The organism is Streptomyces siamensis (assembly GCF_039543605.1).
Classification (GTDB): domain Bacteria; phylum Actinomycetota; class Actinomycetes; order Streptomycetales; family Streptomycetaceae; genus Streptomyces; species Streptomyces siamensis.
This window is the reverse complement of record NZ_BAABKB010000031.1, coordinates 115,701-129,378: the sequence shown is the minus strand read 5'-3', so window position 1 is coordinate 129,378 and position 13,678 is coordinate 115,701. Positions and strand designations below refer to the sequence as shown.

The 13,678-nt window shown below is 67.7% G+C and carries 9 protein-coding genes and 2 pseudogenes; 5 read left to right on the top strand and 6 right to left on the bottom strand.

All coding sequences use genetic code 11. The features are described 5' to 3' along the window. Nucleotides 1-52: 52 nt before the first annotated feature. Nucleotides 53-541: a GNAT family N-acetyltransferase gene (locus ABEB03_RS33435; RefSeq protein ID WP_345656579.1), complete on the bottom strand. Its 489-nt coding sequence runs from the start codon at nt 539-541 to the stop codon at nt 53-55. Between the two features lie 555 nt (nt 542-1,096). Then, nucleotides 1,097-1,666 carry a TetR/AcrR family transcriptional regulator gene (locus ABEB03_RS33430; protein WP_345656578.1) on the bottom strand — a complete coding sequence of 190 codons (570 nt, stop codon included), beginning with the start codon at nt 1,664-1,666 and terminating at the stop codon, nt 1,097-1,099. A 189-nt stretch (nt 1,667-1,855) separates the two neighbouring features. On the opposite strand from ABEB03_RS33430, the gene ABEB03_RS33425 reads away from it, so the two are divergent. Together ABEB03_RS33425 and ABEB03_RS33420 are read left to right on the top strand one after the other, a co-directional pair. After that, entirely contained in the window at nt 1,856-2,884 is a 1,029-nt protein-coding gene (locus ABEB03_RS33425) for an NAD-dependent epimerase/dehydratase family protein (protein WP_345656577.1), read from the top strand. A 319-nt stretch (nt 2,885-3,203) separates the two neighbouring features. Next, complete coding sequence (locus ABEB03_RS33420; RefSeq protein WP_345656576.1) at nt 3,204-3,872, top strand: Rossmann-fold NAD(P)-binding domain-containing protein; 669 nt, start codon at nt 3,204-3,206, stop codon at nt 3,870-3,872. Between the two features lie 678 nt (nt 3,873-4,550). On the opposite strand, the gene ABEB03_RS33415 is transcribed toward ABEB03_RS33420, so the two are convergent. Together ABEB03_RS33415 and ABEB03_RS33410 are read right to left on the bottom strand one after the other, a co-directional pair. Next, nucleotides 4,551-4,706: a hypothetical protein gene (locus tag ABEB03_RS33415; RefSeq protein ID WP_345656575.1), complete on the bottom strand. Its 156-nt coding sequence runs from the start codon at nt 4,704-4,706 to the stop codon at nt 4,551-4,553. A gap of 218 nt (nt 4,707-4,924) precedes the next feature. Beyond that, the gene (locus ABEB03_RS33410) at nt 4,925-8,317 is read right to left on the bottom strand and encodes a tetratricopeptide repeat protein (RefSeq protein ID WP_345656574.1); all 3,393 of its coding nucleotides are present in this window, start codon (nt 8,315-8,317) and stop codon (nt 4,925-4,927) included. A gap of 598 nt (nt 8,318-8,915) precedes the next feature. Here ABEB03_RS33410 and ABEB03_RS33405 point away from each other — a divergent pair. Next, nucleotides 8,916-10,144, top strand: a pseudogene (locus tag ABEB03_RS33405) (IS701 family transposase). A 202-nt stretch (nt 10,145-10,346) separates the two neighbouring features. On the opposite strand, the pseudogene ABEB03_RS33400 reads toward ABEB03_RS33405, so the two are convergent. After that, a pseudogene (locus tag ABEB03_RS33400) lies at nt 10,347-11,585 on the bottom strand (IS701 family transposase). A 166-nt stretch (nt 11,586-11,751) separates the two neighbouring features. Between ABEB03_RS33400 and ABEB03_RS33395 the strand changes: the two are divergent. Next, entirely contained in the window at nt 11,752-12,156 is a 405-nt protein-coding gene (locus ABEB03_RS33395; RefSeq protein WP_345656573.1) for a type II toxin-antitoxin system PemK/MazF family toxin, read from the top strand. On the opposite strand, the gene ABEB03_RS45480 is transcribed toward ABEB03_RS33395, so the two are convergent. Next, nucleotides 12,113-12,361, bottom strand: coding sequence for an aldehyde dehydrogenase family protein (locus ABEB03_RS45480; protein ID WP_425589341.1), 249 nt, complete (start codon nt 12,359-12,361; stop codon nt 12,113-12,115). The genes ABEB03_RS33395 and ABEB03_RS45480 overlap by 44 nt on opposite strands. 379 nt (nt 12,362-12,740) lie before the next feature. Here ABEB03_RS45480 and ABEB03_RS33390 point away from each other — a divergent pair, with 379 nt between their 5' ends. Beyond that, nucleotides 12,741-13,586 (top strand): alpha/beta fold hydrolase, encoded by an 846-nt coding sequence (locus ABEB03_RS33390; RefSeq protein ID WP_345656572.1) that lies wholly within the window; start codon nt 12,741-12,743, stop codon nt 13,584-13,586. The last annotated feature ends 92 nt before the right edge of the window (nt 13,587-13,678 follow it).

Genomic DNA, 13,678 nt, shown 5'->3' with positions numbered 1-13,678 from the left:
ACGGAGCGCGTCATGCAGGCGAAGCCGGTGCCCTGCGAACCGGCCTACCGCGTCATTCCGGAGGAATGCGAAACTCGAATTCGGGACGGTCCCACGGGACCGCGGGCGGGTTCGCGAGGGCGGTCCCGATCCGTACGGCACCGACGCGATGGTAGAAGTCCGCAGCGGGAAGGTGCGACACGACCATGACACGCTCGAGCCCGGCGGCACGGGCCTCGGAGTGCATGTGCGCGACGAGCAGTCGTCCTATACCCCGTCCTTGCGCTTCGTCGGCGACGAACAGCAGGTCGAGCTCCGGTGGTGCGAGGACGAGCGAGTAGAACCCGAGGACCCGGCCTCCGTACTCGTCGGAGCCGACGGCTACGTAGGCGCGGTGGGCCTCGATGTAATCAGGACCGACCCGGTAGCCCGCGACTGCGGACGCGTACTTCCCCTTGTAGGCGCCTGAGCCACGCACGAGCCGTGTGAGTCTTTTGGCATCCCGCGCGACGGCCCTGCGTATGGTGATCGGCTGACTGATCGGGGAAGTGAGTGAACTCATCGGGAGAGTATTTCGCACCCGGAGTGTGCCTTCGTTCGGAGGGGTCGGCTGCTCGGGCAGGCGTTCCTGCACCGCTCCCGGGAACCACTCGTCCAGGCCCGCCCTGCTCCTGTCCGGTACCGCGGCAGCGCGCTCGGACAGGGAGCCGGAGCGCTCATCAAGGCGTTGCGCGAGCGGCGCCAGTCCGTCCGTGCCCTCGCCGACTGCTCCCGTCCGGCCGACCTCCTGGAGGCAGAGCGCGATCTGGAAGCCCTCAGCTTCTACCCGCGTCTTCTCGCCTGGGACCTTACCCGTGAGACCGCTGGCCCCCTTCGAGGACACCGGTGACCGCACTCACCATGACTTCGAACGTCTGCTGCAGCGCAGCGTACGGCTGTACGCGTGGCCGAGTGCCCTTTCATCCGGGAGGTCCCCCTCCGGGGCGACCTCCCACGGGAGGACATCAACGCGGCGGTCAACGTCGCCGAAGCCGACCGCACGTGGCGGCCCTGGCGGGAGAAGGGGACGACAGGCCTGCCGCAGTGCGGCTGGCGACGCTGCCCCGTCTCTGAGCAATCAGGGCGCCGGCTGACGCAGGCCGTCGATGATCAGGTCGAGAATCCGGGTCGCCTGTTTTTCGCCGCCGCGAGCCGGGTCGATGCGCCAGAGCACGCTCAGCTGGAGCAGGACGTCCTCGGGGTCCAGGCCCGCCTTCAGGGAACCGTCGGCGGCGCCGGCTTCGAGCAGCAGGGCGAGGGAGAGCAGGAAAGGCCCGTAGCTCTCGTCGTCCTGGCCGTTGTTCGTTGCCGCGTGGATGATCTCGGCGAACTCGAACTTCAGCCGCCCGTAGTGCGCGATCTCCGTGAACCAGAGGCGGAGCGCGTCGACCGGAGGGTGGGCGTCGAGCAGGACCGGCGCGCGGTCGATGATCCGCTGCAGGTCGTTGCGGTACAGCTCCAGGATGAGCGCCTCGCGGGTCGGGAAGTGCCGGTACAGGGTGCCGATGCCGACGCCGGCCTGCTTGGCGATCCCGGTGAGCGAGGCCGTTCTGGACGCGGCGAGTGCTTCGCGGGCGACGGTCAGGATGCGCTCCCGGTTGGTGCGCGCGTCCTTCCGCGTCGGCTTCGCGGGCGATGCGGGTTCCACGGGTGTGCGACCTCCTCTTTTTGTCGATACGGGACCTGTTTTTGTCGATACGGGACCTGCTGCGGCTCTGGGACCGGTCGGCGGACGGGTCCGCAATTGCTAAACGGAGGCCCCTCCGTTACGTTGGAAGAGTTCCGGAGGGGACTCCGTTTCATTCTTCCACACCCCGCGCAACCCCGGAGGGTCATCATGTCCGAGCTCGTCCTGGTCACTGGCGGAACCGGCTACATCGGCGGCTGGTGCATCGCCGAACTGCTCCACCGCGGCTACCACGTGCGGACCACCGTACGGTCCGCCGACCGCGAGAAGTCCGTCCTCGATGCCCTGTCCGGTGAGGAAGACCCCGCGGGCAGGCTGGACTTCGCAGTCGCAGATCTCACCTCCGACGCCGGCTGGGATTGCGCCCTCAAGGGCGTCGACCACGTTCTGCACGTCGCTTCTCCGCTCGGCGTCAACTCCGGCAAAGACCCGGACACCATGATCCGCGCGGCCCGCGACGGCACCCTGCGCGTCCTTCGTGCCGCAACGTCCGCCGGCGTCAAGCGGATCGTCATGACCTCAGCAGCCAACGCCGCGAGCCCGTCCTCGTATGCCAGCGAGGGCATCACCGACGAGACGCTGTGGACCGACCCCGAGGACCCCACGCTGATCCCCTACCGCCGATCCAAGACCCTCGCCGAGCGCGCCGCCTGGGACTTCATGGCGGAGCAGGCCAGTGGCACCGAACTCACCACCGTGCTCCCCGGCGCGGTGTTCGGGCCGATCCTCACCAAGGACAACATCGGCTCCGTCGGCATCATCGCCCGCATGCTCTGCGGGAAGATGCCCGGCGTGCCCCGTATCGGCCTGGAGGTCGTCGACGTACGGGATCTCGTCGATGTCCATCTGCGCGCGATGCAGTCGCCGGCCGCGGCCGGGCAGCGGTTCCTCGCCACGGGCGAGTTCATGTGGATGCGGGAGATGACCCAGATCCTGCGTGACGACCTCGGGAACGAGGGCCGGCACGTGTCGACCCGGCAGATCCCCGACACCGTCGTTCGCCTCCTCGCCCGGTTCCGGGACCCCACGCTGCGAGAGATCACTCCCGCTCTGGGCCGCCGCAACCGGCACAGCACCGAAAAGGCGAGGACCCTGCTCGGCTGGCAGCCCCGCTCACCCCGCGAGACCGTCCTCGACTGCGCCGAGAGCCTTCTCGCCCACGGAGCTGTCACCGTGTGACCCCGGCCGGCGGAAACGCAGGCCCCGGCCCCGTGCAACGGGCGGACCGGCCCCGCCCGTTGCACCGTGGCCGTGCGCACCGAGGGCGACCCTGCCCAGGCGTGAGCGGCGCCGCGGGCCCCGGCGGTCGGAGTGTGCCCATGGTTCGAGCCATCGCCTCGGCCCGCGCCCCGCAAGGCCCGCCCCGGACTCGGCGATCCGATCCCCCGGCACTCCACGGCGAACCGGCATACGAAATCCGCGACTTGCACTCCGTGCAGGGCGTCCCGGACCGCAATTGCTCGGCGTCAGCCTCACCAACGGACTTGGAAAGCACCCAGTGAACGTTCTCCTCCTCGGCGCCACCGGCATGGTCGGCCACGGCATTCTCCACGCATGCATCACCGACGTGTCCGTCCGCTCCGTCACCGTCGTCACCCGCCGCACGCCGGCCCTGACCCACCCCAAGGTGCGCGTGCTGACTCATCAGGACTTCACCGATCTCACTCCGCTGCGCAGTGAACTCGCGGCGATCGACGCATGCCATTACGCGATCGGCACCTCGTCCACGGGCGTCACCGAAGCGGACTACACCCGCGTGACACGCGACTACGCGCTCGGTGCGGCGAGCATTCTGGTGGAACTGGGCAATCGGCCCGCCTTCATCTACGTCTCCGGCCGCAGCGCCGACGGCAGCGAGAACGGCCCCGTGATGTGGGCCCGGGTCAAAGGTTCGGCGGAGAACGCGCTCCGGGCGCTCCCGCTGCGCACACACATCCTGCGCCCGGGCTACATCCGGCCCCTCCATGGCGCCCGCCCGTCTTCCTTTGCCGCCCGGGCGTTCTACACGGCGACCGGCCCGCTCTACCCGGTGCTGCGCCGGATGTGTCCCGACTGGACCACGTCGACCGAGGCTGTCGGCCGCGCGGCCATCGCCCTCAGCCGACCCGGCATCCCCTCCCCCAGCACTCTCACCAGCCGCGACATCAACAGGCTCGCCGGCATGTGACCCCCTCCCCCGCGCGTGCGCACGGCCGCCGGACACTTCAGGATGTCTCGATGGATCAATGGCTGCGGAGCCTTCCCCAGACTCTCGTCTGTGTGAGTCTCGCTCTGACCGTCGCGCTCCAGTATGTGTGCCTTCCTGCTCCCAGGGGCATCGCCATGACCACCGCAGCGCTCTTGACGGTCGACGGCCAGGTGCACCCCGCAGGCGCCGTCCTGGCGGCGGCAGTCGGCGCCGCCGCGGGCGGGGCGGCAGGTCACCGGATCGGCAACCGCACGGGCGTACCTTCCTGCGTGGACCGGCCGAGCGGCAACGCGGCCCGCTCACACAGAACCGGATCGACTCGTTGGAGGACGCCGCCGCACGGGCCGGCCTGTGGGTGGTGGCCGCGGCCCCCTTCTCCGCCGCGCTGCGCAGCACCATCGCCCCCATATGCGGCACCGTCGGGACATGACGGCTTCCCTTCCTCGCCGTGACCGCCGTCGGCGCCACCGTGTGGGCCGCTGCCACGATCATCGCGGTGTGGATCCTGGGGGGGGCTGCCGAGGGATGGATCAACTTCCTTGCCGCAGTCGGGCCGGCCATCCTCCTCGTGGTCCTCGGCTCTACAGGCGTCCGGGCAGTGGTCCGCCTCCGGCATCGCCGCGCGGCCACCCGGGGCAGTTCGTGATGACTGCACGTTCAGTGCGTGGTGGCGAGCACGAGGTCCTGCCAGTCCTGAAGTTCGGACATCGCAACTGCTGAGGTGTGCCAGCACGCCGCACGAACCTGGCGTTCCGGACGGGCCGGCAGCCGGAAAGCCGGCTTCTCGGGATAGCCGCCGCCGTCAGCCCGCATGACAGCCGGCTTCTGACGCCACGCAGCCCGGAGATCGGCAGCAACACGACGGCTGGCCCGCCCGGCACGCCACTGCGGATCGGTCGCCAGGGCAGCCCTCCACTCCCGTTCCTGATTCGTCCTTGCAGGCGACCTCGGCCCCATGACACAGCCGACCGACGGGTCGCACAGGACGACGCGTCGCACGGCCGCTTGCGAACCTTCAAAGAGGGGAGCAGTCAAAGACCGTGTGACGCCAGCGGACGCGGCGGGTGCAGGCGCTCGGGCAACAGGTCGAGGTGATGTCTGGCTTGCTCGGCGGCCGGGCTGTGAGGGAAGCGCTCGAGGATCTGCTGCCAGACGTCCCTGGCTCGGTCGAGGTCCTGGTGCCCGCGCCGGGACATCGACCGTGCCTCGAGGGCGGACGCGAGGTGGGCCCATTCTTGAGCGTTGCCGCCGGAATGCTCTACGGCGCTCTCCAAGAAGCGGACGGCCTCACGGGGCCGGCCCTCGCGGTAGGCGACCCACCCGCGGGCGTCCTCGCACTTGGCAAGCCCGCCAGGGTCCAGGATGTGTGAAGCACTCTGCAGAGCACCATCCGCCATCAGGCGTGCCTCATCGAGCTTGATGCCCTGCTCGGCGTAGAACATCGCAAGGCGTGCTGTGAGAGTGACCTGTACGACGCACAGCTCCTTCTCCTCGTCCTTGCCGCGCGACCTGGCCATTCGGGCGTAGCAGGCCTTCTGAGCCTCGAGCAGCTCCCGTTCCACCTCCGAGGGCTGTTCACTTTGGGCCATAAGATGCGCGATGCGCTCGTGGTGCTGTGCTGCGTGTGGCTGCTCGGTGGTGCCGCTGATAGCGCGCAGGGCGACGATGGCGTCGTCAGAACGGCCCAAAAGATCCAGCACGGTGGCCAGTTCCTCGTGCATCCGTGCGTCCAGATCCGTGCTCAGCGAAGCCTCCCGTGTGGCTTTGCACAACTCCTCTCGGGCGTGTTCAAGGAGTCTTTCGCGCTGAGCATTGTGCGAGGTCTCCGCCTGCTTGCGGTAGGTGACCGCCAGTTCGAGCCGGGCTCTGTCACGTTGCTCTCCCGCCGGCAGGAGCTCGACCAGCCTGACCAGCGTCTGCTCGGCGAGGTCGTACTGGGCCCGCTGGTCACGATACAGACGGGCCAGTGTGAAACGTGGGTAGGCGTACAGGGGGGCCAGTTTCAGGGCGTCGCGGCAGTCACGTGCGGCATCGCCGACGCTGCCCTGACATGCGTACACCGCCGCCCGCCCTGCCATCGCACGCGCACGCGGAGACAGGTCCGGCTGTTCTGCAGACAGCTCCGCCAGCCGCTCCTGCCCCTGACGTCCGGTGCGGTAACGAGGACGGACGGTCTTTGGTGATCTGTTGATGGCCTCGTCGTAGTGTCTGACAGCCCGTTGGTAGTTGTCTGAGGCCTCGTGCCGGTGCCCCGCATCGAGCTGGGAGTCAGCGAGAGCAGCGTAGGCGTCGGCCAGTTCCACGTACCACATCGGCGGCTTTTCCAGCTTCGACAGCGGCCTTCGCCTGACGGCTTTCTTGAGATGACGAACCGCTGCCTGCCACTGGCGCCGTTGTTCGTCGGAACGCTGGATCATCGACGCCAGCGATGCGTGGAGCAGGCCAATCTCCCGGTGAGCGAAGGAAACTTCTGGCCGAGACCCGCCGAGCTCGAGGCGCAACTTCTCGATTCTGCCCAGTGAACTGCGCAAACGTGCCTCGTCGGCTGTCTGCTGCGCCTCACGGGCGTCGGACCACGCTCGCGCCCAGCGCAGGGTAAAGCGATTCTCCCAGCCGGGGGTATCAGGGACACAGCCATCCGTTGGTGGCCACTGCTCGTCGACAATGCGTCGAGCTTCTTCCCTGCCCGGTTCCAGGGCCAGGGCCTTGCCTGCGAGCGACCGGGCGGCGCGTTCGTCGGGTATGACCAACGCCAGCAGGAGCCAGGCCACGGCGTCGTCGGGGTCCCGGTGCACCGCCAGGGTGAACAGGTCGGTGGCCAGTTCAACGGTCTCGCTGTTGATCGCCGTGCCGGCTGCGAAGGCGCCGATGTCCTTGGCAGTTACGTGATGGTTCTGGGGGTCTCGTTGGAGGGCCTCCAAGTACGCGATCAGTGCGCCGCCCTCAACGCCGTGCTCCTCAAGCATGCGTCCCCTGAGCGCATGCAGTTCCGTGACATCAGGTGCCCAGCGGATCGCGTGGCAGATGCGGCTGTCCGCCGCTTCTACGAGACGTGACCGGACCGGGGCGTCAGGCATACATCGCGCCATTTGGGACCAGCACTCCGACTCCAGACTGACGACGTGGGCGATCCGCGCGGTGAGGGGCCGCACCGCAACCGTGTCCCCATCACGGACCAGCCGTACGGCCCGTTCGTCGACCAGCGCCTGTTCTGTGTTGCAAAAGCAGTCGAGTGCCTCCCCCACCTTGCCGATCGGGGACGGACCCTGTTCCGTGTACTGCTGCTGGTGCTCACCTTGCTTCAGCAGCGCCACGCCCAGCCAGTACGAGGCAAGCGCACCCTCCATGGGATGCGTGCGGGCAGGCTGCATGAGCGCGCTACGAGCCTGCTGGACCGCCTGCTCCAGGAGGTCGGACCGCCGTTTCACATCGACGGCAGGATGGTCGGCCTGCTCCAGGAAAGCCCTCGCCAATTGGATGCGCGCGGGAGCCATCGCCGGGTCAAGGGTCAGCGCCTTCTGCCACATGAGGGTCGGGCCGTCCCCCACTGCCCTCGACACCCGTAGACCGATGTCCTGACGGACGCGCCGCTGCTCGCGGTAGACCAGACCGAGGTTGTGGTAAGCCGCGGAATATCCCGGACTGTGGGCAAGGGCCGCGCGGAAGTGATCCTCGGCCTCATCGAGATACTGGAGAATGCCTTCTTGCTGAAAGCGCCGGTATCTGTCCAGGCCATCGACCAGCCGCTGGAAGCTTTCGACATCGGCACCCGACTCTGAGGCCCCGGGCCGTTCAAGTTCGATGCGGTGAGCCAACTCCCGAGCCAGGAGACCCTCGGCCTGTCCGGTTTGGTCGTGGGTGCCCACCTCAGCTGACCAGGTACGGCCACGCATCCCGGACTGGGTGGCGACGACCCGCCATACCCCGTCCGCCTGCACCAACACCCCCTCCAGTGTTCCACTGAAGGCCCGCTCCAACCATGTGAGCACGGTTCCGACCTGAAGTTTCAGGGGACCCAGCGTGACCGTGCCGACCTCGGTCGGCTTGATGTCGCCTGACAGCCCACTGGTCGCCACCCCCGACTTGAACGGCACCCGAGCTGACGACCGCCGCACCATCTCACCCCGCTGCGCAGCCGGGTTGAGTACGTCGGCGGACGTCATGAACGGCTCCTGCCGTACCAGTTCCGCGATCCGTTCGATCTCGCCGCCCAAGAGCTCGGTGAAGCCCCCTGCGAGGCCGTCCGCCTCACCGGGGTTGTCTCCGCCGGCCAGGCATTTGAAGGGCAAGATCCGGACTGGCCGGGAGCCTCGCCGCGCAGCGACCAGCAGAATTGCAACGAGGCCGATGATGATCCAGACGGCATAGGGCATCCCCCGGAAGGGGGCGCCCCCTCGCATCACCGTCAGCACGATGAACCCCACGATGGCTACGGGGGTCCACCACAAGACGGGGTTGATGCTGCGCCACGCAGTCCACCAAAGTCTCAGGATCCGCCGCACCCGATGCGTGCCCCTCGAAGGCCTGGAGTCCGCGATGCGCTCGGTCTCCATCACGAGATGCTTAAGCGAGGGCATGGCCACGTGCCCCTCTTCCGGCGTCTGCTCTTCGCCTGCGCCCCTCCTCATTCCAGCCTGCGCCTGAAACTTTTGGGGAGCAATTCAGCTGGTGTCAGACATCTCGGTTTCGCTGGCATCACGTATGACCGATAGCAGCCGACCCCGAGAACCCCTGCTTCGCCAACCTACGGCCCTTCGCTCCCTCCATGGCCGGCCGGGCGGGCATCTGCGCTCGAGCGCCGCCCAACGGACGGCCGCGATCGTCGCCTCCCAAGGGCCGGGAAAGGCGCAGGACCGATGGGACGTGAACTGTCGGCCAGTGCGCTTCTGCTCACGTGTCGCCTCAGGCCCCTCTCAGGCCGACCGTTCGAAGGACGGGCTACACCTGGCCGTCAGCCGGTCCCCCGCTCGTAGTGCTTCGTTACATCGGGTGATCTCGCCTGGTGGCGGGCCTCTTCGTTGTGTGAGGTTGGGGGAGGTGGAACGGCTCCGGGGTGAGTTGGCAGAGTTCGTTGCGGATGTGTTCGGGTCGGTGCCGCGGCGAGATCTGCGGCAGTGGGGCGAGTGTTGTCTGCGGGGTCTGATGCTCGATGGCCGCCGCAAGTCGATCCAGCCGATGGCGGAGCGGCTGCCGGACGGCAACATGCAGGCTCTGCAGCAGTTCGTGAACCAGTCGTGTGGGATCCGCTGCCGCTGAGGCGGCGGATCGCCCAGCGTTTGTGCGAGGTGGTCCAGCCCGAGGTGTGGGTGGTCGACGACGTGTCGTTTCCCAAGTGCGGCACCACGTCCTTGGGGGTGGCCCGGCAGTACTGCGGGGCGTTGGGCAAGCGGGCGAACTGCCAGGTCGCGGTCAGCGTGCACGCGGCCACCGACGCCGCGTCCTGCCCATTGGAGTGGGAGTTGTTCCCGCCCGAGGAATGGGCCCATGACGACAGGCGGCACCAGCGGGCCGGCATACCCGAGCAGGCCGGTCATGTGTCCAAGGCGCACCTGGCTCTGGGCTTGCTGGACCGGCTGGCCGCGCAGGGGCTGACGGTGCCAGTGGTCGTGGCCGATGCCGGCTACGGCCGCAGTGTCTCCCTCCGGCTCGCGCGCCGCTTCCTGGAAGACGCCGGCCTGTCCTACGTCGTCGCGGTCCCCAAGTCACAGCAGGTCCACGGCCCACGCATCGACCACCTCATCGACCAGGCCCCACCCGAGGCATGGCAACGCCTGTCCTGCGGCGATGGCGCCACAGGGCCGCGGCTCTACGACTGGGCTGCCGCCCGGCTGCCCGCCGTCTGGGAGTTCGACGGCGACGAACCCACCCGGCAACGCCGGATGCTCGCCCGCCGCAGCACCACCAGACCCGACGAGATCGCCTACTACCTGGCCAGTGCGCCGCTGGACATCACCGTTGCCGACCTGGCCCGCATCGCGGGCTGCCGCTGGAAGATCGAGGAGTGCTTCCAGAGCGCGAAGAACGAATGCGGCCTGGACCAGTACGAGGTCCGCCGCTACGTCGGTTGGTACCGGCACATCACACTCGTCACGCTCGCGCACGTCTTCCTCGCCGCGATGACCGTCCAGGAGCGCGAAAAAGGGGTGACACGGCCGACACACCCGAGCTCGTGGATCTCACCCCGGCAGAAATCCGCCGTCTGCTGGCAGTTGAACCCCACCGTCGCCCTCCACGGCGCGAGAACGCAGTGAGCTGGTCGCGCTGGAGACGCCGCCACCAAGCGCGCCCGGCACTGTCACTACATGCGGCGCGGTCACACGTTCGCGGGACGGTCCGCCAGGACCGCCCCGCACCCAACCCCACCCCGCTACACTCCCCAGACCCAGGCCGTTGACCAGCAGTAATGGAGAAGTACGGCTGGAGTACTAGTACTCCAGCCGTAGATCGTGATCTTCATGCTTGAGCGGCTTGTCGCCAGTAGTGGCTGGTCTGGGAGCGGGCCTGGTGGCGGCGTCGCCAAACGGACCAGCCAAGCCGGTTGACAAGGCCGAAGGCGCGTTGGATGACAAGCGTGATGAACAGTCGTTGGATCGCGTTGCAGGTGAGCGGTACCAGCTCGTCGGGTGAGGGATGACGGTCGTCTTCGTTGGCGCGGACGACGGCGAGGAAGGCGTGCGCCAGCATGGCCAGGGTGACCCAGCGGGACCAGGACGGGTAGCGGCGGACCTGGTGCTGGTCCAAGGCCGCCAAACCTTTGCCGGACTGGAAAGACTCCTCGACCCGCCATCTTGATCCAGCGACGCGCACCAGGGTGGTCAGCGGCACTGCGGTCGGCGAGTAGCGGCGGTAGTACGCGAGTTCGCCGGTGCTGCGGTTGCGGCGGATCAGCAACTGTCAGCTCCCGGGCTGGGGGTCGGTGAGGTCGATGACGGCCCAGTCGTAGAAGCGGTGGCCCTTGGCTCCGACCCTTGCGGACAGCTTCTGCGAGGCTTTCTTGGGCACCACCTTCCTGGCCAGCACGTGCGCACGGAACTTCCCGGCGCTTGTGGTGACTTCGTGCGAGCAGGCCACCGCGAGGACGTAGCCGGTGCCGCGTTCCTCCAGCGCGGTGCGCAGCCTCGGGTCGCCGCCGTAGACCTCGTCTCCCGCGACCCAGGCGGCCCGATGGCCGACGTCCAGGAATCGGGTGACCATGCGAGCGGCGAGCTCTGGCTTGGTCGCGAACTCCGTGTTGTCACCGATTCCGGCGGCCCGGCAGCGGCCGGGGTCAAAGGTCCAGGAACGCGGAACATAGAGTTCCCGGTCTACCGCGGCGGGCCCGCGTTGGCCGGCGTAGACCAGGTAGACGGCGACCTGGGCGTTCTCGATCCTGCCTGCGGTGTCTGTGTACTGGCGCTGGGCACCGACGGTGTCGGTGCCCTTCTTCCCGTCGCCGGTCTCGTCGACCACCAGCACCGCCTCGTCGTCGTGCAGGTGCTCCAACACGTAGGCCTGCACGTCGTCGCGGACCTGGTCGGCATCCCACTTGGCCCGCCCGAGCAGGTGCTGCATACCGTCCGGGGTCCTGTCCCCGGCCCACTCGGCAATGGTCCAGCAGTTCTTGCGCGGCAGGTCCGACAGCAGGCCGAGTACCAACTTCCGTGCCGGGCACCGGGATTCGACCCGCGTGAACCGTCCCTCTATCCGGCTCATCAGGCCCTCGAACGCCTCCTGCCAGCGGGCAGGGTTTAGGCTGTGACCTGCGGCCGCCGCATGATCTTCAGTCTTCACACACCGATGATCAACGGTGGTCGCACCCGTCTCCACAGTGCGTCAGAGGCGCGCAGCGTCTGTTTGCCGTCCTATGTCTGGAGGACTTGTGCAACGTGGCGAAGTCTGGTGGGTCCAGTTCGACGAGCGGAGGTTGGTCGTACTGCTGTCGGGAGACGACGCGTCCGGGATCCGGGTGATGCAGGTCGTCGCTCCGTCGGGCGTCGACATCAGCGGTCTGGGCATCGAAGTGATGGTGGGCGCCGGTGAAGGAGTGCCGTTCGAAGGCGTGCTACGACTCGCGTTCCCGCGTCCAGGCTTCACTCCTTGCACGTGGCTGACCACTGTGTCACGGGACGACCTGATAGAGCGGGCGGCCGTCCTGTCCTCCGCGAAGCTCAGCGAGATTGACGACGCCCTCCGACTCGCAAAACAAGCGCAGGAGCAGACCCCGGCGACGACCGCGAAGCTCAGCGAGATAAGGGACGCCCTCTGTCTCGGCGAACTCGGGTAGAGGGAGAAGGAGCCGAGCCCGCGACGTCAGGCATGAAGCCGGGCCCGTGGTCGGCGTAGAAGCGTAGCCCCCGCACACACTTTCCCACTTCCTCCTGGGCCGCCCGGTACGTCTTGCCCATCTCCGCGACGATCATTGCGGTGGCCTTGTCCGTATCCGCCTCCAGACGGACGGCCGCGGCCTTCAGCCGGCCCGCCCTGTGCACGTGTCCGACACCACCGAGATAGTCTTTTTTGATTTTTCTATGAGTGTTTGGCAACAGTGGCAGTCGGGAACCGGTACGCGACCTTGCACTGGGGTGGCACCTTGTTCCATTCCTCCGAAACCCGCTCGCGCGACGCCTGCCACGTGCCCCGGCAGCCCGCCTCGCGATCCGATTGCCCCCCGCTCGGACGGGGCTAGGCTGATATGGCGCCGCACGTCGCTCCGTGCCTCCCTTGCGGCGGACACGGCCTGATTTGCTCCGCCCCGGCGGACACGGCGACCGCGGCAGTTCTCACCGGTGCCTCGCACGTGCTCGGCTGTCAGCGTCGTCCGTCGCCGAGAAGGACCGGGTTCACCTGCACGCCGAGAAGGTGAAGCACATGCCAGCTCACGGAATCTTGAAATCGGGCAAAGGAATGACGGTTCTCGTGGTGGTGGTGCTCACCGCTGTGGGAGTTTCCGCTGCCCCCGCCTCACACGGCCTCGGAAAGGCGGCCCCGCAGAACGAGAAACCGAGCATTGTGCTCGTACACGGGGCATTTGCCGACGCTTCGAGCTGGAACGGAGTGGTCCAGCGCCTGCAACAGGACGGCTACAAGGTCTACGCCCCACCCAACACACTGCGTGGAATACCTCAGGACTCGACCTATCTGAACAGCTTCCTCAAGTCGGTCAAAGGTCCGATCGTCCTGGTCGGGCACTCCTACGGCGGCGAGGTGATCTCCCAGGCGGCGGCTGGCGTCGACAACGTCAAGTCACTTGTCTACATCGACGCGATCATGCCGGACAAGGGCGAGTCGTTCGCGAGCCTGTCCAGCAAGTTCCCGCCCGCCCCGCTGTCCAAGGCCTTCTTGACCGTGCCGTTCCGCAACGGGGACGGTACCACCGGCACGGACGTGTACATCCAGCCCAACACGCTCCACGCCACCTTCGCGCAAGACCTGTCTCAGCAGCAGGCATCCGTCATGGCATCGACACAACGCCCCATCGCACAGTCGGCGTTCACCGACAAGGTGAATCAGGCGGCCTGGCACGACAAGCCCGTCTACGTACTCGTCGGCAGACAAGATCGGGGTATCGATCCGAGCCTGGAGCGATACGAGGCAAAGCGCGCCCACGCACGCAAGACAGTGGAGATCAATTCCTCGCACGTCTCCTTGGTCTCTCACCCCCAGGCGGTCACCGACCTCATCGTGACCGCCGCCCGCGACTCCGGGCATCACTAGACCTCGCGCTCCTGGCCAGCACCTCCTCGGTCGCCCCCTCAGCCTGACGATTTCTCGGTCGCGCCTGGCGGGCACCGCGCCCCAAACACGGG

Bases quoted from the DNA above. Each gene is read 5' to 3' on its own strand.
- ABEB03_RS33435 (WP_345656579.1), bottom strand. From the start codon at position 541: ATGAGTTCACTCACTTCCCCGATCAGTCAGCCGATCACCATACGCAGG.
- ABEB03_RS33425 (WP_345656577.1), top strand. From the start codon at position 1,856: ATGTCCGAGCTCGTCCTGGTCACTGGCGGAACCGGCTACATCGGCGGC.
- ABEB03_RS33415 (WP_345656575.1), bottom strand. From the start codon at position 4,706: ATGCGGGCTGACGGCGGCGGCTATCCCGAGAAGCCGGCTTTCCGGCTG.
- ABEB03_RS33390 (WP_345656572.1), top strand. From the start codon at position 12,741: ATGCCAGCTCACGGAATCTTGAAATCGGGCAAAGGAATGACGGTTCTC.